10 protein-coding genes and 1 tRNA gene are annotated in these 18,768 nt (G+C 44.9%); 8 read left to right on the forward strand and 3 right to left on the reverse strand.

Translation table 11 applies throughout. The features are described from left to right. The first annotated feature begins 2 nt into the window (after positions 1–2). A complete protein-coding gene (locus tag KO473_RS19550) occupies positions 3–1,100 on the forward strand; it encodes an endonuclease/exonuclease/phosphatase family protein (protein ID WP_005822368.1) in 1,098 nt (365 codons plus the stop codon). A 748-nt stretch (positions 1,101–1,848) separates the two neighbouring features. After that, entirely contained in the window at positions 1,849–4,872 is a 3,024-nt protein-coding gene (gene secDF, locus KO473_RS19555; protein WP_005822369.1) for a protein translocase subunit SecDF, read from the forward strand. Positions 4,873–4,940: 68 nt separating this feature from the next. Here secDF and KO473_RS19560 read toward each other — a convergent pair. After that, a tRNA-Arg gene (locus KO473_RS19560) sits at positions 4,941–5,015 on the reverse strand. A 506-nt stretch (positions 5,016–5,521) separates the two neighbouring features. Between KO473_RS19560 and KO473_RS19565 the strand changes: the two genes are divergently transcribed. Further along, a complete protein-coding gene (locus tag KO473_RS19565; RefSeq protein ID WP_005822371.1) occupies positions 5,522–7,372 on the forward strand; it encodes a 2-oxoacid:acceptor oxidoreductase subunit alpha in 1,851 nt (616 codons plus the stop codon). A 3-nt stretch (positions 7,373–7,375) separates the two neighbouring features. After that, positions 7,376–8,386, forward strand: coding sequence for a 2-oxoacid:ferredoxin oxidoreductase subunit beta (locus KO473_RS19570; RefSeq protein ID WP_005781799.1), 1,011 nt, complete (start codon positions 7,376–7,378; stop codon positions 8,384–8,386). Positions 8,387–8,479: 93 nt separating this feature from the next. On the opposite strand, the gene KO473_RS19575 is transcribed toward KO473_RS19570, so the two are convergent. Together KO473_RS19575 and upp are read right to left on the reverse strand one after the other, a co-directional pair. Continuing rightward, positions 8,480–9,349, reverse strand: a complete 870-nt coding sequence (locus tag KO473_RS19575) for a glycerophosphodiester phosphodiesterase family protein (RefSeq protein ID WP_005822372.1) — start codon at positions 9,347–9,349, stop codon at positions 8,480–8,482. Positions 9,350–9,474: 125 nt separating this feature from the next. Then, complete coding sequence (gene upp, locus KO473_RS19580) at positions 9,475–10,128, reverse strand: uracil phosphoribosyltransferase (protein WP_005781796.1); 654 nt, start codon at positions 10,126–10,128, stop codon at positions 9,475–9,477. 264 nt (positions 10,129–10,392) lie between these two features. Between upp and pckA the strand changes: the two genes are divergently transcribed. From pckA to KO473_RS19600, 4 genes are all read left to right on the forward strand, one after another. Further along, on the forward strand, positions 10,393–12,000 hold the full coding sequence (gene pckA / locus KO473_RS19585) for a phosphoenolpyruvate carboxykinase (ATP) (protein ID WP_005822373.1): 1,608 nt from the start codon (positions 10,393–10,395) through the stop codon (positions 11,998–12,000). A gap of 1,195 nt (positions 12,001–13,195) precedes the next feature. Then, a complete protein-coding gene (locus KO473_RS19590; RefSeq protein WP_005811741.1) occupies positions 13,196–16,351 on the forward strand; it encodes a TonB-dependent receptor in 3,156 nt (1,051 codons plus the stop codon). A gap of 28 nt (positions 16,352–16,379) precedes the next feature. After that, positions 16,380–18,233 carry a RagB/SusD family nutrient uptake outer membrane protein gene (locus tag KO473_RS19595; RefSeq protein ID WP_005822374.1) on the forward strand — a complete coding sequence of 618 codons (1,854 nt, stop codon included), beginning with the start codon at positions 16,380–16,382 and terminating at the stop codon, positions 18,231–18,233. Between the two features lie 36 nt (positions 18,234–18,269). Beyond that, on the forward strand, positions 18,270–18,746 hold the full coding sequence (locus KO473_RS19600; RefSeq protein WP_005781788.1) for a hypothetical protein: 477 nt from the start codon (positions 18,270–18,272) through the stop codon (positions 18,744–18,746). Positions 18,747–18,768: the final 22 nt, after the last annotated feature.

The raw sequence follows: 18,768 nt of genomic DNA on the forward strand, positions 1-18,768 counted from the left end.
GCATGAAGCATATAGGCAGATTAGCCCTATTCCTGTTCCTGGCCGTCAACGCATTCTTCATCGGAATGTTGCTGCTGACGGCTTACAGTCCGTACATCAACCCTGAAGTACACCCGGTGCAGTCGTGTCTGGGACTGACATTCCCCATCTTTCTCGTCATCAATTTCTGCTTTCTGGTCTTTTGGCTTATCGTGCGCTACCGTCTCGCGTTGGTACCTCTTTTAGGATTCCTGCTTTGTTATCCGCAGATCAAGACGTATATGCCCTTCAACATGGGGCCGTCCGGACAGCCGGAGAACAGCATTAAACTCCTTTCGTACAACATCATGTCCTTTGGCAACATGAAGAAAGAGAATGGACAGAACCCTATTCTGAACTATATAAAGAACAGCAAAGCCGACATTGTCTGCATGCAGGAGTATGCGGGTTCCGAAACAGCCAAGATACACCTCAACAATAAAGAGATCAGGCAAGCCTTAAAAGACTACCCGTATCGTCACATCAAACAGGTGGGAAAGACGGGAGCCGGCAGCCAGATAGCCTGTTACTCCAAGTTCCCCATTCTTTCCGCCCGTATGCTCGACTATCAGAGCAACTACAACGGCAGCATGGTTTACGATATAAAAATAGGAAAAGACACCGTTTTGCTGATAAACAATCATCTTGAATCGAACAAGCTTACCCGCGAAGATAAAGTAGTATACGAAGACATGCTGAAAGACCCGAAAGCAGGAAAAGTGAAAAGCGGTATCCGGCAACTCGTCAATAAACTGGCTGAAGCTTCGGCTATCCGCTCGGCACAGGCACGCGCCATTGCTCAGGAAATAGCCCGTTCTCCCTACCCCTCGGTCATCGTTTGCGGCGACTTTAACGACTCTCCCATATCGTATGCCCACCGGGTTATTTCGCAAGATCTGGATGACGCATTCACCGAATCGGGACGGGGACTGGGTATCTCGTACAACCAGAATAAATTCTACTTCCGGATCGACAATATCCTGATCAGCAAGAATCTGAAAGCATCGGGATGTACGGTAGACAATTCGATCAAAGACTCAGACCATTACCCCATCTGGTGCTACATCACGCTCCCCGATTAATCGTAGGAAACAGTTCGTTCCTACAGCATCCACACAGCCCCGTACGCGTCAGTACTGCCTTTGGGACACAACAAGCGGAATGTGCGCTTTTGTTTCCCGCCAATCCGATTCAGTAACAAAAAGACAGTAAAAAGCGCTATTCGCTAACCATACCCGGTGAAAAAAGTCTCAAACCAGGAGCCGGACAGAAGAAAAAACGGTGAATTGGAACCGGAAAGCCGGGGTTTACATCGACATGAGCCGGGGTTTAGGGCAAAAAGACCCTTTCTTTTCCCCCATATCTCTATATGTTATTCAAATTACATCTATTGTCCCGAAAAATAACACTTATCCGGACCTTATAATCTTCTAACAGCCTTCTCTCAACAGTCCTTATCGAAACATCAAAAAGACAGATTATCCCCCCCGGAAGACATATCGGATACATTTACGTCCACACAGCTTTCTTTCTGAAAGAAAATGAAAGATAAAACCAAAAATGCGATAAACTCCGGAACGAAATAGAGCCGTTTTTCCGGGGCAACCTGTGCCAAGAGCCGAAAAAATGAAATCTGAGAGCCTTCATTTGACATATTGCCAAAATGACAAACGATACTTCCGCCAATATCCGCCAAAGCGTCTCAAAAATCCCCTTCACATTCAAATATTTGCCTCCTAATTACTTCTGAATGTGAAAAAAAAACTATATTTGCAGCCTTGTATGCGACAGAAATCAATTAAAATGTAATCATAATAAATTAAAAGTAAAATGCAAAACAAAGGATTTGTAAAGGTTTTTGCGGTATTACTCACGCTGGTATGCGTGTTCTACCTCTCTTTCTCCTTCGTGACTCGCCATTATACCAATAAGGCAAAAGAGTTTGCGAAAGGCGATGTGAAAGTGGAGCAGGACTACCTCGACTCTCTCTCCAACGAGAAAGTATGGTTGGGTAACTATACGCTGAAACAGTGTCGTGAAATGGAAATCAGTTTAGGTCTGGACCTTAAGGGAGGTATGAACGTTATCCTCGAAGTGTCTGTACCCGATGTTATCAAAGCATTGGCTGACAACAAGCCCGACGAAGCTTTCAACAAAGCACTGGCCGAAGCTGCCAAACAAGCTACTACCAGCCAGGACGACGTGATCACGCTTTTTATTAAAGAGTATCACAAGACTGCCCCAGGTGCCAAGCTTTCTGAACTCTTCGCAACACAACAGCTCAAAGACAAAGTAAACCAGAAATCATCTGACGCCGAAGTTGAGAAGGTGTTGAGAGAAGAAGTAAAAGCTGCCGTAACCAACTCCTACAACGTGCTTCGTACACGTATCGACCGCTTTGGTGTGGTTCAGCCCAACATCCAGAGCCTCGAGGACAAAATGGGACGTATCATGGTGGAACTTCCGGGTATCAAAGAACCCGAACGTGTAAGAAAGTTGCTCCAGGGATCGGCTAACCTTGAATTCTGGGAAACATACAACGCCAAAGAAGTAGCTCCTTACTTGCAGGCTGCCGACTCTAAACTCCGCGCAGTCCTGGCGCACGAAACTACCGCCAACGATACTGTTGCCGCAGTAGATTCGACAGCCTTGGCTGCAACAGAAGCTACTCCCGATAAAGCAATCAGCGCCGCCGACAGCCTTGCTGCCGCACTGAAAGGTGGAGAAAAGAAACAGCAGGCTTCTTCTGCCGATCTGGAACAATTGAAAAAAGAACATCCGCTACTGGCCATCCTGAGTGTAAACCCCAACGGAGGTCCCGTAGTAGGTTACGCCAACTACAAAGATACAGCTACTGTCAATTCATACCTCGCTATGAAGGAAATAGCTGCCGAACTGCCGAAAGATCTCCGTTTAAAATGGGGTGTTTCTCCGTTCGAATACGATCCGAAAGGCCAGACTTTCGAATTGTATGCTATCAAATCGACCGAACGTAATGGCAAAGCACCGCTGGAAGGTGACGTTGTAACCGATGCCAAAGACGACTACGACCAATATGGCAAACCGTCTGTAAGCATGTCGATGAACTCTGACGGTGCACGCCGTTGGGCATTGTTGACCAAACAGAACATCAATAAGTCCATCGCCATCGTATTGGATAACTATGTATATTCCGCACCGAACGTAAGTAACGAAATCACAGGCGGTAACTCACAGATCACCGGCCACTTTACTCCGGAACAGGCAAAGGACTTGGCTAACGTATTGAAGTCCGGTAAGATGCCGGCTCCTGCACACATCGTTCAGGAAGACATCGTTGGTCCGTCATTAGGTCAGGAATCCATTAACGCAGGTATCTTCTCATTCGTTGTCGCTCTGATCCTGTTGATGATCTATATGTGCTCTATGTACGGATTCATCCCGGGTATGATTGCCAACGGCGCTTTGGTGCTGAACTTCTTCTTCACGCTGGGTATCCTTTCATCTTTCCAGGCCGCACTGACTATGTCAGGTATTGCCGGTATGGTGCTGTCACTCGGTATGGCGGTGGATGCGAACGTGTTGATCTACGAACGTACCAAAGAAGAGCTTCGTAGCGGTAAGGGCGTGAAGAAAGCATTGGCGGACGGTTATTCAAATGCCTTCTCTGCTATCTTCGACTCCAACTTGACTTCTATCATCACTGGTATCATCCTGTTCTACTTTGGTACAGGTCCGATCCGTGGTTTCGCCACAACCCTGATCATCGGTATCCTCTGTTCATTCTTCACAGCCGTGTTCATGACCCGTCTGGTTTACGAACACTTCATGAACAAAGACAAACTGCTGAATCTGACATTTACTTCACCTATCTCAAAGAAGATGCTGGTAAATACCCACTTCGACTTTATGGGTGGCAACAAGAAATGGTTGACTATCACAGGCGTGATCCTGCTGATCTGCATCGGTTCATTGGTAACCCGCGGTTTAAGCCAGAGTATCGACTTCACCGGTGGACGTAACTTCAAGGTTCAGTTCGAAAATCCGATTGAACCGGAACAAGTACGTGAGCTGATTTCTAACAAGTTCGGTGATGCCAACGTAAGTGTCATCTCTATCGGTACCGACAAGAAGACTGTACGTATCAGTACCAACTACCGCATTCAGGACGAAGGTAACAACGTGGACTCGGAAATCGAATCTTACCTGTACGAAGCATTGAAACCCATGCTGACTCAGAACATCACCCTGGCTACATTCATCGACCGTGACAACCACACAGGCGGCAGTATTATCAGTTCACAGAAAGTAGGTCCGAGTATCGCCGACGATATCAAGACTTCAGCTATCTGGTCGGTTGTATTCGCCCTGATCGCCATTGGTCTGTACATCCTGATCCGCTTCCGTAACATCGCTTATAGTGCGGGTTCCGTTGTAGCTCTGACCAGTGATACACTGATGATCTTAGGTGCATACTCCCTGTGCTGGGGCTGGATGCCGTTCTCTCTGGAAATTGACCAGACCTTCATCGGTGCCATCTTGACCGCTATCGGTTACTCAATCAACGATAAAGTGGTAATCTTCGACCGTGTTCGTGAGTTCTTCGGTCTGTATCCGAAACGCAATGTGAAACAGTTGTTCGACGACTCTCTGAACACAACTCTGGCACGTACCATCAATACCTCATTGAGTACGTTGATCGTATTGCTGTGTATCTTCATCCTGGGTGGTGATTCTATCCGCAGCTTTGCCTTCGCAATGATTCTGGGTGTTGTTATCGGTACACTGTCATCACTGTTCGTAGCTTCTCCGATTGCTTATATGATGCTGAAAAACAAAAAAGGTTCGGCACCGGCAACTACTACAGAAGAATAAAGCCTGATATATTATAAGGTAATAAAAAAGCCTCCTTCGCGATTATGCGAAGGAGGCTTTTTGTTTTATGGTAGCCCCGAGGAGAATCGAACCCCTATCTAAAGTTTAGGAAACTTCTATTCTATCCGTTGAACTACAGGGCCATGATAGATATCGACTGCAAAGATAACGCATTCTCCCGATTTGGCAAACCCCGAAGAATAGATTTATACAAGAAGAATATGCAAATACCTCCTATATCAATAAAGAATAGACGAGCGATCACAAGAATGAACTCAAAACACAAAAAACGAAAGAAAATTCAATTAAAATACAATCATATATCTACCTATCAAGCCGATTGAAGAGCAATTCGTCAGAAGAAGGGTGAAGAAGCAATATCAATCTGCTTGTCAGAATGCCTATATTCGGACAAAATGCAGACATTTTGCTTACTCCGGAGAACAAAATAGCAGCAAAACGGGTATCTTTTAATAAAGCCCTACAGATAAATCAGAAAAGATTTTGTTAAGTCACTTAACTTTGCGAACTTTGCCTGCCACATATACAAGGAAGTGACAAACAAAAAAGACACGCTGGTGGTTAATATTCTAAGAACACACTAACACCGGTTAATGTTAATCCTAAATTTAAATATATAAATAGAATTATGGCAGACGAAATGATGGTTAAAGAATTGGAGGAAGTGGTTGTTCGCTTCTCCGGCGATTCCGGCGACGGTATGCAGTTGGCCGGCAACATCTTCTCGAACGTGTCGGCTACGGTTGGAAATGACATCTGTACATTTCCCGATTATCCGGCAGATATCCGTGCTCCGCAAGGGTCGCTGACAGGTGTGTCAGGTTTTCAGGTACACGTTGGCGCAAGTAAAATATTCACCCCCGGTGATCATTGCCACGTATTGGTAGCCATGAATCCCGCCGCACTGAAAACTCAAATTAAATTCTGTAAACCGCAGGGACTGGTCCTCACTGACTCCGACTCCTTCGGAGAAAAAGATCTGGAAAAAGCACAGTTTAAAACAGGCAACCCTTTTGAAGAGCTGGGAATCAAACAACAAGTGCTCGAAGTGCCCATCTCATCGATGTGCAAGGAGAGCCTCAAAGACTCCGGACTGGACAACAAAGCCATGCTGCGTTGCAAAAATATGTTCGCCCTCGGATTAGTATGCTGGTTGTTTAACCGTAACCTGTCCGCCGCAGAGAAAATGCTGAACGAGAAGTTCGCCAAGAAACCGGAAATTGCCGCTGCCAACATCAAAGTGCTGAACGACGGTTACAATTATGGAGCCAATACGCACGCTTCTACTTCCACTTACAAAATTGAAAGTAAAATTCCAAAAGCTGCAGGACTCTACACCGATATCAATGGTAACAAAGCTACGGCTTACGGCTTAATCGCCGCTGCGGAAAAAGCCGGGCTGGAACTCTATTTAGGATCATATCCTATTACTCCCGCTACCGACATCCTGCACGAGCTTGCAAAACATAAATCAATGGGGGTGAAAACCGTTCAGTGTGAAGACGAAATTGCCGGATGTGCTTCGGCCGTTGGTGCGGCTTTTGCAGGCGATCTGGCTGTGACAACGACTTCGGGACCGGGTGTCTGCCTGAAAAGCGAAGCCATGAACCTGGCTGTTATTGCCGAACTTCCATTGGTTGTAATCAATGTACAGCGCGGGGGACCTTCTACCGGTATGCCAACCAAATCGGAACAAACCGACCTGTTGCAAGCCCTTTACGGACGCAATGGCGAAAGCCCGATGCCCGTCATTGCAGCCACTTCGCCCACTAACTGCTTTGATGCCGCCTATATGGCTGCCAAAATAGCTCTTGAGCACATGACTCCAGTAGTACTGCTGACCGATGCCTTCATCGCCAACGGTTCTGCGGCCTGGAAACTTCCTGACCTGGACGAATATCCGGCTATCAAACCGCCGTATGTGACACCGGAGATGGCCGAAACATGGACTCCGTTCCAACGTAACGAAAAGAGCGGCGCACGCTATTGGGCCGTTCCCGGAACAGAAGGATTCATGCACCGCATCGGCGGACTTGAAAAGAGTAATGAAACAGGTGTGATCTCTACAGAACCTGAGAACCACCAGAAAATGACGCTTCTACGCCAGGCTAAAATAGAAAAGATAGCCGACAGCATCCCCGAACTTGAAGTACAGGGCGATACTGATGCCGACCTGTTGGTAGTTGGCTGGGGCGGTACTTATGGACATCTCTATTCAGCTGTGGAACATATGCGCAAAAACGGAAAGAAAGTGGGACTTGCCCATTTCCAATATATCAATCCGCTGCCTAAGAACACCGCTGAAGTACTGAAGAAATACAAAAAGATCGTGGTGGCCGAACAGAACCTGGGACAGTTTGCAGGATATCTGCGCATGAAAGTGCCCGGATTGAATATCAGCCAGTTCAACCAAGTAAAGGGCCAGCCGTTCGTAACGAGAGAACTTGTAGAAGCATTTACTAAATTATTGGAGGAATAAGAGATGAGCGAAACAGTATATACAGCAAAAGATTATAAATCAGGCCAGCCTCGTTGGTGCCCGGGATGTGGTGACCACGCTTTCCTGAACTCTCTGCACAAGGCCATGGCCGAACTGGGAGTAGCTCCACACAACATTGCCGTAATCTCCGGTATCGGTTGTTCTTCCCGTTTGCCTTATTACGTCAACACTTACGGTTTCCATACCATTCATGGACGTGCAGCTGCTGTCGCAACAGGCGCCAAAGTAGCTAATCCGAATTTAACCATCTGGCAGATTTCCGGTGACGGTGACGGGCTGGCCATTGGCGGCAATCACTTCATCCATGCGGTACGTCGCAATATCGACCTGAATATGATTTTGTTGAACAACCGTATCTACGGTCTGACTAAAGGTCAATATTCTCCGACTTCCGACCGTGGTTTCGTCAGCAAATCGTCTCCTTACGGAACCGTAGAAGACCCGTTCCATCCGGCAGAGCTCTGCTTCGGAGCGCGCGGACGTTTCTTTGCGCGTTGTGTAGCAGTAGACGGACCGGCATCTGTCGAAGTCCTGAAAGCTGCCGCCAACCATAAAGGGGCATCAGTCGTAGAAGTTTTGCAAAACTGTGTCATCTTCAACGACGGCACACACGAATCGGTAGCAACCAAAGAGGGACGTTCTAAGAATGCAATCTATCTGGAGCATGGCAAACCGATGCTCTTCGGTGAGAACAAAGAATTCGGACTGATGCAGGAAGGTTTCGGACTGAAAGTGGTGAAAGTAGGCGAAAACGGCATTACGGAAAAAGACATCCTGGTTCACGATGCCCACAGCCAAGACAACACTTTGCAACTGAAGTTAGCACTGATGGAAGGACCGGATTTCCCGATTGCACTCGGTGTGATTCGTGACGTGGAAGCTCCAACCTATAACGATGCAATCGTTGAACAGATCGACGAAGTGAAAGGCAAAAAGAAGTATCACAACTTCAAGGAGTTACTGATGACCAATGAAACATGGGAAGTAAAATAAAACACCCTTCCCGTTAATTCATATGATCTAAAAATAAGGGGTATCGTTCAACGATACCCCTTATTTTTAGATCATATCTGTCCCCGCATCGTTTCACTCCTTCCATGTATGCTCTGGTCTGTATTTCTTCACAAACAATTCCGGTCTGTCCGTAGCCAACACATCCACTCCAAGTTCAATAGCTTTCCGGTCGGACTCTTCCACATTGTCGGTGCCCAATGCTAACGCAAGCACTCTCAACCCTTTTTTATGGCAACGCTCCACCAAATGCTCATCCAATGAATCGATCCGGATAACTGCAATATTAGGGTTTATTTCCGCTATAACCTTATCAAGTTCGGCACCACCTCCCACATACGCTTGCAAAGTCCGTACTTCAGGAGCCGCCTCACGAAATGCTTTTGCTTGTTTGTCCGACCAAAAAGTGAATGTACAATTTTCCAGCATTCCTTCTCTGCGCACCAGACTGAGCAATTGCCCGAAGTCCCCCGAACGATAATCGAGGGTCAGTTTTAATCCGTTCTGTTTGGCCTTGCGCAACAAAACCTCCAACCGGGGTACGCGCTGCCCCTTGAACTCTTCTCCGAACCACGAACCTGCGTCCAGCGTATCAATATCCGCCGAAAGCCATCCGGCAATCGGTCCTGTTCCATTCGTCGTACGGTCTAAAGTAGAGTCGTGTAACAAATAAAACACACTGTCCTTGCTGATACAGACATCACACTCCATAAAGTCAATCTTATACTTTATACAAGAATCCGCTGAAGCCAACGTATTTTCCGGCGCGATGCAATCGGCTCCCCGGTGCCCGCTCAGTTCCGGCAGCCGGACGGGATCACTCTTACAAGCCCCGACCGATAAAGCAAAAGACGTATAAACAGCTATTGAGAATATTTTAGAAAATTTATTTTTCACTTTAATTATATCTTTCCACGTTTCATTATAGTGGTGACAAAGATACATAAATCTCTTCTTTCTTGCTTGCCATCAGAAACCATTTTATAAAAAAACAGCCTGCCTTCTTCTCCCCGATCCATAATCAGAGAGCAAGAAGGCAGGCTGTCCGGTCATCACCTTTTCTATCTTTTTTACTCTTTCTCACCGAAAGCAAGATCGCCCGCATCGCCCAAACCGGGAACAATATACGAATGCTCATTAATCTCAGGATCGATAGCGGCACACCAGATCGTAGTTTTATCTTCTGGCAGAATAGAGGCTATATGGTCTACAGCCCTCTGGCTGGCAATAATCGAAGCGACATGAATCTCAGAAGGATGCCCCTTGGTCAGCATAGCCTGATAACTCAGCTCCATACTGCCACCTGTGGCAAGCATCGGGTCTGTAATGATAAGAGTTTTTCCGTCAATACGCGGTGAAGCGATATATTCAATATGTATGTCAAATTTCAGCGTATCTTTGTACTTGCGATAAGCTGAAACGAACGCATTCTCAGCATAATCGAAGTAACTCAGGAAACCCTGGTGGAAAGGCAGGCCGGCACGAAGTATCGTACTGATAACTAACTGATTGTCCGGTGTACTAACAGGTGCTATTCCCAACGGGGTCTGTATCTCCTTTACCGAATAAGCGAACGCCTTGCTCATTTCATAAGCCATTACCTCGCCGATACGTTCAATATTACGGCGAAAACGCAAGCGGTCGTTTTGAACCTCAACGTTCCTTATCTCTGATACATACTGATTCAATATTGAGTTTGTCTCACTTAAATTAATAATCTTCATCTTTTCAACTGCGTTTTAATATTCAGGTTTTATACGGTGCAAAGTAAGTGATAATCTTTCAATTTGCAACGTTCAGTTTGCAGATATTGTTACGTAAATATAAAACGGTTTCTATTAAAGAAAAATTTCTCTAATATATTCTTTGTTTCCAAAGAAAGCATTACTTTTGTAGTCGATTTACAAGGGTATGTTTAAAAACATTCCTCTCCAAATGCCAGAAAGAGATAATAAACAATATACCAATTTTAATTAATTCAAAAGAAAATGGCAAATTTAGATTTAAGCAAGTACGGTATTACAGGTGTTACTGAAATTGTGCACAACCCGTCTTACGATGTATTGTTCGCTGAAGAAACCAAACCGGGTTTGGAAGGTTTTGAAAAAGGTCAAGTAACAAACATGGGCGCTGTAAACGTTATGACTGGCGTTTATACAGGACGTTCTCCTAAAGATAAATTCTTCGTTAAAGATGCTACCAGCGAAAACACAGTATGGTGGACTTCTGAAGAATACAAAAACGACAACAAACCGGTAGACCAGAAATGCTGGAACGCCGTTAAAGATTTGGCAACTAAAGAACTTTCTAACAAAAGACTGTATGTTGTTGACGCATTCTGTGGTGCTAACGAAAATACTCGCCTGAAACTGCGCTTCATCATGGAAGTAGCTTGGCAGGCTCACTTCGTAACAAACATGTTCATCCGTCCGACAGCTGAAGAATTGGCTAACTTCGGTGAACCTGATTTCGTTATCATGAACGCTTCTAAAGCTAAAGTTGAAAACTACAAAGAACTGGGTCTGAACTCAGAAACTGCTGTTGTATTCAACTTGACTGAGAAGATCCAGGTTATCCTGAACACTTGGTATGGTGGTGAAATGAAGAAAGGTATGTTCTCTTACATGAACTACTTGCTGCCATTGAAAGGCATGGCTTCTATGCACTGCTCTGCTAACACAGATAAAGAAGGTAAGAGCTCAGCTATTTTCTTCGGTCTGTCCGGTACAGGTAAAACAACTTTGTCTACTGACCCGAAACGTCTGTTGATTGGTGACGACGAACACGGATGGGACGATGAAGGTGTATTCAACTTCGAAGGTGGTTGCTATGCTAAGGTTATCAACCTTGACAAAGAAAGCGAACCGGACATCTGGAACGCTATCAAACGCGACGCTCTGTTGGAAAACTGTACTGTAAACGCTGAAGGTGAAATCAACTTCGCTGACAAATCAGTAACAGAAAACACTCGTGTTTCTTATCCTATCTACCACATCGAAAACATCGTTAAACCGGTGTCTAAAGGTCCTCACGCAAAACAAGTTATCTTCTTGTCAGCTGACGCATTCGGTGTATTGCCTCCGGTATCTATCCTGAATCCGGAACAGACTCAGTACTACTTCCTGTCTGGATTTACAGCTAAATTGGCTGGTACAGAACGTGGTATCACTGAACCGACTCCGACATTCTCTGCTTGCTTCGGTGCTGCTTTCTTGTCACTGCACCCGACTAAATACGGAGAAGAACTGGTTAAGAAGATGCAGAAGACCGGTGCAAAAGCATATTTGGTTAACACAGGCTGGAACGGTACCGGCAAACGTATCTCTATCAAAGATACTCGTGGTATCATTGACGCTATCCTTGACGGTTCTATCGACAAAGCTCCTACTAAGGTTATCCCTTACTTCGACTTTGTTGTTCCGACAGAACTTCCGGGTGTTGATCCGAAGATCCTTGATCCTCGCGATACTTATGCTGATCCTGCACAGTGGGACGAAAAAGCAAAAGATCTTGCAGGTCGTTTCATCAAGAACTTCTCTAAGTTCACTGGAAACGAAGCTGGTAAGAAGTTGGTTGCTGCTGGTCCGAAACTTTAATCAGACAAAGTTAACAACTTTAAATAACCGAAAGGCGACTCCGCAAGGAGCCGCCTTTCTTTTTATCCTGTACTACAAAATCCACCGATTAGCATCTTTTCTTAATTAACATTGTTAATACCGTTTTCATATTACTTTTTTCCTGTATGCAAACAACAAGTCTTCTGCTTGTAAAAGACTTGTTATTTGTTAGCAGAACGCTTGTTTTAACAAGGTGTTAAAACAAGCGTTTCAATATCAAAAATCTCACACTCCATTTTGCTGATTTTCAAGATATCAGATAAAAAACAAGCCCTATTCTTTAAATATATCGCCATTCTTTTCTCAAAGACATAATTGTCGTTCTGATAAGTAGGCCCCCGCTTGGAGATAGAAAAAAAACGTTAGCTGACCGATACAAGCCTCCGATATGGATACGGAATAAATCTTGCAAAAATGATATTTGCGGAAAGAACGGAATTATCTAATTTCTCAGAATACGATAAACCACATTGAAAAAATCGACAACCCTTATAAATGATATAATAAAAACAATGATAAAAATTTCAGCAGAAAAATAGCATAAGTTCTTTCAGTACTTAGGAATTATACGGAAAGACAACAGATAGCTCTTAGAACCAGTTAACCATTGCATTTGCAATTATTAGTATTTATTATGGGGTCAAAGATAACAATAAGTTAATATCCCTACAACTTTTTACTATATTTTTTTTATACCAACGTAATTTACATAATAAACATTTAATATTATTAAGATTTTCATTTATTCGGTTAGCACTGAAATGGCAGAAGAAACATGCGGATAGCGTTCACAACTCTTCCCATAAACAATAATCAACTATATTCCAGATACATATATAAGTAAAAGGTAGAAAATAGGTATTATACCTCCCACTCAAAAGCATTAAAATATTCGGCCAAGCATCTTCACCGTTTTACACTCCACTTAGTACACCATTAATAATCAATCTAATACAGATGGTAAAAGTACTGAAAGAACCTATCTCATTTAGCTCTATTTTTTCCAGATAACAATCAGCATAGTTCAGCAAGGTTATTGAACAGACTTAATATTATAAACCAAAAGCTAATGCCTATGAGAACCTGAAAGAATCCTCCCAAATCGATGTAGATTAGACAGTCTGATCTATATCCTCCAAATCACATTTTTATGTTTAACCGAATAATTTAATGTATGACAAAAAGAACTAACCTGTTTCCGAAGCTCACATGCCCTCGAGAAATGCACTTTTTGAAAATAGCAGGCATCAGTCTCCTGTTATTCTGCACGACATCACAAGTTGCCGTAGCAGACACTTATGAAACATATGCTGTCACAGCCACACAGCAGAGTAAAACGGAGAAACTCACAGGTAAAATAGTCGATGAAAACGGAGAAGCTATTATCGGTGCCTCTGTAAAAGTACAAGGAAGCACTATCGGCACCATTACCAACCTAGAAGGAGAATTCACTCTGTCCAATGCCCCCCGCAAGGCCGTACTTGAAATCAGCTACATCGGATACAAACCGTTGGAAATCGCTATTGGAAAGTCCAGAGATTTGCGTATCACCATGGAAGAAGACACCAAGACACTGGATGAAGTCATCGTGGTAGGTTATGGCACAACTTCCAAACGTAAAACCACTGCTGCCATTGCCAGTGTCAACACCGAAGACATCATCAAAGCACCAACGGCAAACATCACCCAAAGCCTGGCGGGACGTGCACCGGGTCTATTGGTTACGACCAGCGGTGGAGGTCTGAACAATTTCTCCAGTATCTCTATCCGCGGTGGAGGTACTCCTCTATATGTAATCGACGATGTTATCTCGGAAGAACGCGATTTCCGCAACCTGAATGCTGAGGATATCGAACAGATCACGATTTTGAAAGACGCCGCTTCTACTGCCGTTTACGGAGCACGTGCCGCCAATGGTATTGTAATGATAGTCACCAAGCAAGGTAAAGCAGGAAAAATGAGCGTCAACTATAACTTTAACTATAACTGGAGCCAACCTGCCAATATGCCCAATAAACTGGATGCTCACGATGCAGCCTTCTACAAGAACATGAGTATGACCAATGACGGATTGGCACCGGCTTATACGGATGCCGAGCTAGAATTGTTCCGTAACGGGTCAGATCCACGTAAGTACCCCAATACAGACTGGCAAAAACTCTGTTTGAAGAACTTCGCACCGGAAATGCAGCATACCCTGACCGTTACCGGTGGTAGTGAAAAGATAAAAGCATACACTTCACTGGGATTCTACGATCAGAAGTCACTCTATAAGTTCGACGTAAACAGCTTCAAACGCTATAACTTCCGTACAAACATTGTAGCGGACTTCAAAGAAATAGGTTTGAAAGTTACTTCCAGCATCGAAGCTTATAAGACGGACTTAAGATCGCCCAATGCCAAATCAGGAGACAGCTATTATCACACCTGGGGACATATCCAGAATAAAGCTCCCTGGGAAATAGCTTATAATCCGAACGGACAGATATTCAACACGCCGGACAACCCATTGCTGGAAATCTCCCCCGAAGCCGGATACACTAAGAACGAAAACCTCAGTGCCATAGCCAACCTCGCACTGGAATGGAGTGTACCTTATGTACCGGGCCTGCGATTAAAAGCACTGGGTAACTACCGCATTAACAACGACAAGTCAAAAAGCTGGAAAAAATCACCTTTAGCATATGACTGGGACGGCAATCCCAACGATCCGGGCAAGCCTTCACTGAGTAAGTCTTACTCAAACTGGTCATCGTACACCGTGCAAGGTTTTGCCAATTACGACCGCACTTTCAATCAGGTACACACGATCAGCGCCACAGCCGGTATCGAAGCTTACAAGCTCTTCACTGACGACTCATCATTATCCCGCGAAGAGTATTTGCTGGATGTAGACCAAATCGGTGCAGGTCCTGTATCTACAGCCAAAAACAGTTCTTCGGAAGGGGAACAAGCACGTGCCGGTGTAGTAGCCCGACTGAAATACGACTATGCCAGCAAATATGTGGCCGAAGTTAGTCTCCGTTACGACGGTAGCGACAACTTCCCCCGAGGCAAACGCTGGGGAACATTCTATGCCGGATCTCTTGCATGGGTCATCTCGGAAGAAAGTTTCTGGAAGACATTAAAGGACCGTCATATTTTCGATCAGTTCAAAGTGAGAGCTTCTTATGGAGAGATCGGTTCAGATGCCATCGGACGCTATGCCTACCTCCAATCATACGGACTAAATGATCGTGGTTACCTGCTGAACGGAAGCTGGTATCCGGGATTTTCCGAAGGCGCTCTGGTAAGCAAAGATATTACGTGGTACACCACCCGTGACTTCAATATCGGCTTCGACTTCGGATCACTCAACAATCGTCTTTCTGGTTCTGTAGACTATTTCCGCAAAAGTACCAAAGGTTATCTGACCTCTCCGTCAGCAGTAGCTTATACTGACCCGTTGGGTATCGCATTACCCAAAGTAAAGTCAAACGGTGAATTCATCCGCCAAGGTGCTGAGTTTATTCTGCAATGGAAAGAGAAGAGAGGTGATTTCGAATATACACTTTCGGGCAATTTTACTTACTTTGACCAATACTGGAATATCAACCCGAATGAAGCGGAGACAGATACCAAGAACCCATACAAACGCACGACTCAAGCCAAAGGATATTGGGGTATCGGATACGACTGTCTGGGCTATTACCAGAATCAGGAAGATATAATGAACTCACCTAAAAGGCAGAGTTCCACCAACCTGGGTGCAGGAGACCTGAAATACAATGACTTCAACGGTGACGGTATCATTGATGGTTCCGACCAACACCGTATCGGTAAAAATAGTATGCCTCGCGGTCAATATGGTTTCAGTGCCGACTTGAACTATAAGGGTTGGTTCATGAACATGCTGTGGCAGGGAGCCACTCCCGCCGATCTCTACATGGGTGGTATGATTCAGGGAAGTCAAAGCGGCAGCGGCTATCCCCCTGTTATCTATGACTTCCAGACCGATGTATGGACTCCGAATAATACGGGAGCCCGCTATCCACGTTTGAGAAGTACGGCAAGCTACAATGGCAGTAACAACTACGGCAGTTCGGACTTCTGGCTGATCAACACAGGTTATCTTCGTCTGAAGACACTATCCATCGGTTACGATTTCAAACATAAATTACTGAAAAGAGTAGCATGGATGAATAAATGCAACGTTTCTCTGAATGGTTATAACTTATTGACTTTCAGTAAAGCGAATAAGTTCGATATCGACCCGGAAATCGGTGACGGAAACCTTTATACCTATCCGGTTTCAAGAGTATACTCCATCAGTGTCAATGTAGGATTCTAATAATATGAACTTAAAAAGAAGACAATATATGAAATTCATAAAATATATCACTCCCGCGCTCTTTTGCGCAGCACTGACACTCCAGAGCTGTGAACACTTCCTGGATACGAAGCCCATGGAATCTTATTCGGAAGACCTTGTCTGGAGTCTGAAATCAACAGCGGACGCCTTTGTATTGCAAACTTACAACAACGTCCTGCCATTCTACCACGATATCCGTACCGAAGAGCAATGGACTCTAAACTCGGTCATGCGGCAAAATTGCCCGAATGAAGCCAGAGACCTTATGAACCGCGACTGGGGATGGGGATTCAACCAGTTCGGTACCATCCGCCGATGCAATCTGATCATCGAAAAATCGCAAGCGTCTACAGGCCTGTCCGATGCTGATAAAAAAGCACTGGTAGCCGAAGGAAAAATGCTGCGTGCCATGACCTATTATTACATTGCCAAACATTGCGGACGCGTAATCTGGGTTGACCATGTACTGGCAGAAACCGATGAATTCAATCTGCCTCTTACAGAATCTATCGACAAAACATACGATTTGATTCTGAAAGATATAGACGATGCCATCGCAGGATTGCCCGAATCATCCTTGCAGGGACGTATCAATGCCAATGCCGCACGTGCGTTGAAATCAGAAGTCTGTTTAACGGCAGCTGCCTACAGCACAGACGACACACGTAAAAAGTCACTCTTTGAGCAAACTGTAGCTGCTGTAGACGGTATACAAGGATACACACTGGACAGCAATTATGGCAGCATGTTCAATCAGGATGGCGCCAAAACTTCTCCCGAAATCATCCTGGCACGATATTATAGCAAAGATAACACAAATGGTGCAGGAACACTTATGCAGGAGATGCTGCCTAACCAAAGCAACAAGCGCTTGGAGGACTACGGAGGACGTCCGTTCTTTAATCAGGATCTGGTGTTTGAATGCTGGCTGGAACACTCGCCTTCTCAAAACCTGGTAGACGATTATTTAGTAATTGACCAGACCACCAACCAAGGTGTGAAATGGAACAAGTCGACACAGTTTCTGAACAATACAACCGCGTTATCCAATGCCGATGTAGCCGACATGGCCGTAGATGCCAAAGAACTGGACGCCAGCAGTCTGGCATACAGGACAAACAGCAGTGATCCCAATGTACAGATCAACGATTTTATCTACAAAAACCGCGACCAGCGCTTCTACCACTCCATCCAGTATGATTCATGTATGTTCTACAATGAACTGATTACCCTCCACAAGGGAGGAAACCTACACAGAACAGCTGTAGACGGTAAAACACCAGGCAACGGATATATCCCTATAACAAACTACATCTGGCGCAAATATATCTATATCAATGCCGAGCGCATTTTTTGGAACAATCCGACGGATTACCATTATGTCATCTTCCGCTATGGCCGCGCGTTGCTGAATAAAGCCGAAGCGTTGCTCGGACTGGCCAAATACGATGCATCGAAAGTGAGCAGTGCGGTAGCTACATTCAACCAGACGCGTACCACTCATGGCAATCTTCCTCCTTCTATTGCCACTTCACTGGCTGACGCATGGAACGATTACAAGATTGAACGTCATGTAGACTTAGCTTTGGAGGGTGATTATTACTGGAGCTTGTTGCGTTGGGGCATGTACGGAGGAGAAGCCAACCACGGAAAGCCTGCGGGAGACATTATTCCTGAACTGAGTTCACCGGCAACGTTTATTGAAATCAGCCAGGACAGACACCGCATGTTTGTAGGTACCGTAGGTTACACCAACGCCGACCGTACATTCTCTAAGAAACGTTACCTGTTCCCGATTACACAAAGCATTATCAATGCCAACTCTGCCATCAATGACAGTGACCAGAACCCGGGATGGTAAACGTAGTATTTCATTAATAAACTAAAGAAAAGTAATATGAAGAGAATCAAATTATCAGATACGAAATGGCTCATGTTGCTATTGATGTGTATGCCACTCATCGCTTCATGCAGTAAAGAAGACCTGCCCGCCTACGAAGAGGCGGAAATAACCAAAGTAGGCGCTTACCACCGCTTCTACTCCGGTGATAAGGATGCCCTCACCGGAGAAAACATTGTGGCTGAAAAGGAATTGGACCGTACAAACGACATTGACTCCGACAACGGAATTGCTACAGCCGTATTTACAATTCCTGCCGCAGGAGGCAAATTTACAGAGGCCGAACGCGCCAAGGTATCATTGAACAACCTCGTAGTTTACGTCAATATATCTACCGCTGCACGTGTCACCCCATTGGACGGTTCACCTAAGTTCGGTGTACCTGCCGATTGGACCCAAGAGCATAAATATAGCGTAATGGCTGCTGACGGTACAAAGAAAATCTGGACCATAAAAGTTAGTCTTAATAAATAGTCCACATGATTATGGCTTATAA

Source organism: Bacteroides sp. HF-4919, assembly GCF_018860125.1.

Coding starts and splice junctions, on each gene's coding strand:
- pckA (WP_005822373.1), top strand. CDS start 10,393: ATGGCAAATTTAGATTTAAGCAAGTACGGTATTACAGGTGTTACTGAA.
- KO473_RS19600 (WP_005781788.1), top strand. CDS start 18,270: ATGAAGAGAATCAAATTATCAGATACGAAATGGCTCATGTTGCTATTG.
- secDF (WP_005822369.1), top strand. CDS start 1,849: ATGCAAAACAAAGGATTTGTAAAGGTTTTTGCGGTATTACTCACGCTG.
- upp (WP_005781796.1), bottom strand. CDS start 10,128: ATGAAGATTATTAATTTAAGTGAGACAAACTCAATATTGAATCAGTAT.
- KO473_RS19575 (WP_005822372.1), bottom strand. CDS start 9,349: ATGTATCTTTGTCACCACTATAATGAAACGTGGAAAGATATAATTAAA.
- KO473_RS19590 (WP_005811741.1), top strand. CDS start 13,196: ATGACAAAAAGAACTAACCTGTTTCCGAAGCTCACATGCCCTCGAGAA.
- KO473_RS19550 (WP_005822368.1), top strand. CDS start 3: ATGAAGCATATAGGCAGATTAGCCCTATTCCTGTTCCTGGCCGTCAAC.
- KO473_RS19595 (WP_005822374.1), top strand. CDS start 16,380: ATGAAATTCATAAAATATATCACTCCCGCGCTCTTTTGCGCAGCACTG.
- KO473_RS19565 (WP_005822371.1), top strand. CDS start 5,522: ATGGCAGACGAAATGATGGTTAAAGAATTGGAGGAAGTGGTTGTTCGC.
- KO473_RS19570 (WP_005781799.1), top strand. CDS start 7,376: ATGAGCGAAACAGTATATACAGCAAAAGATTATAAATCAGGCCAGCCT.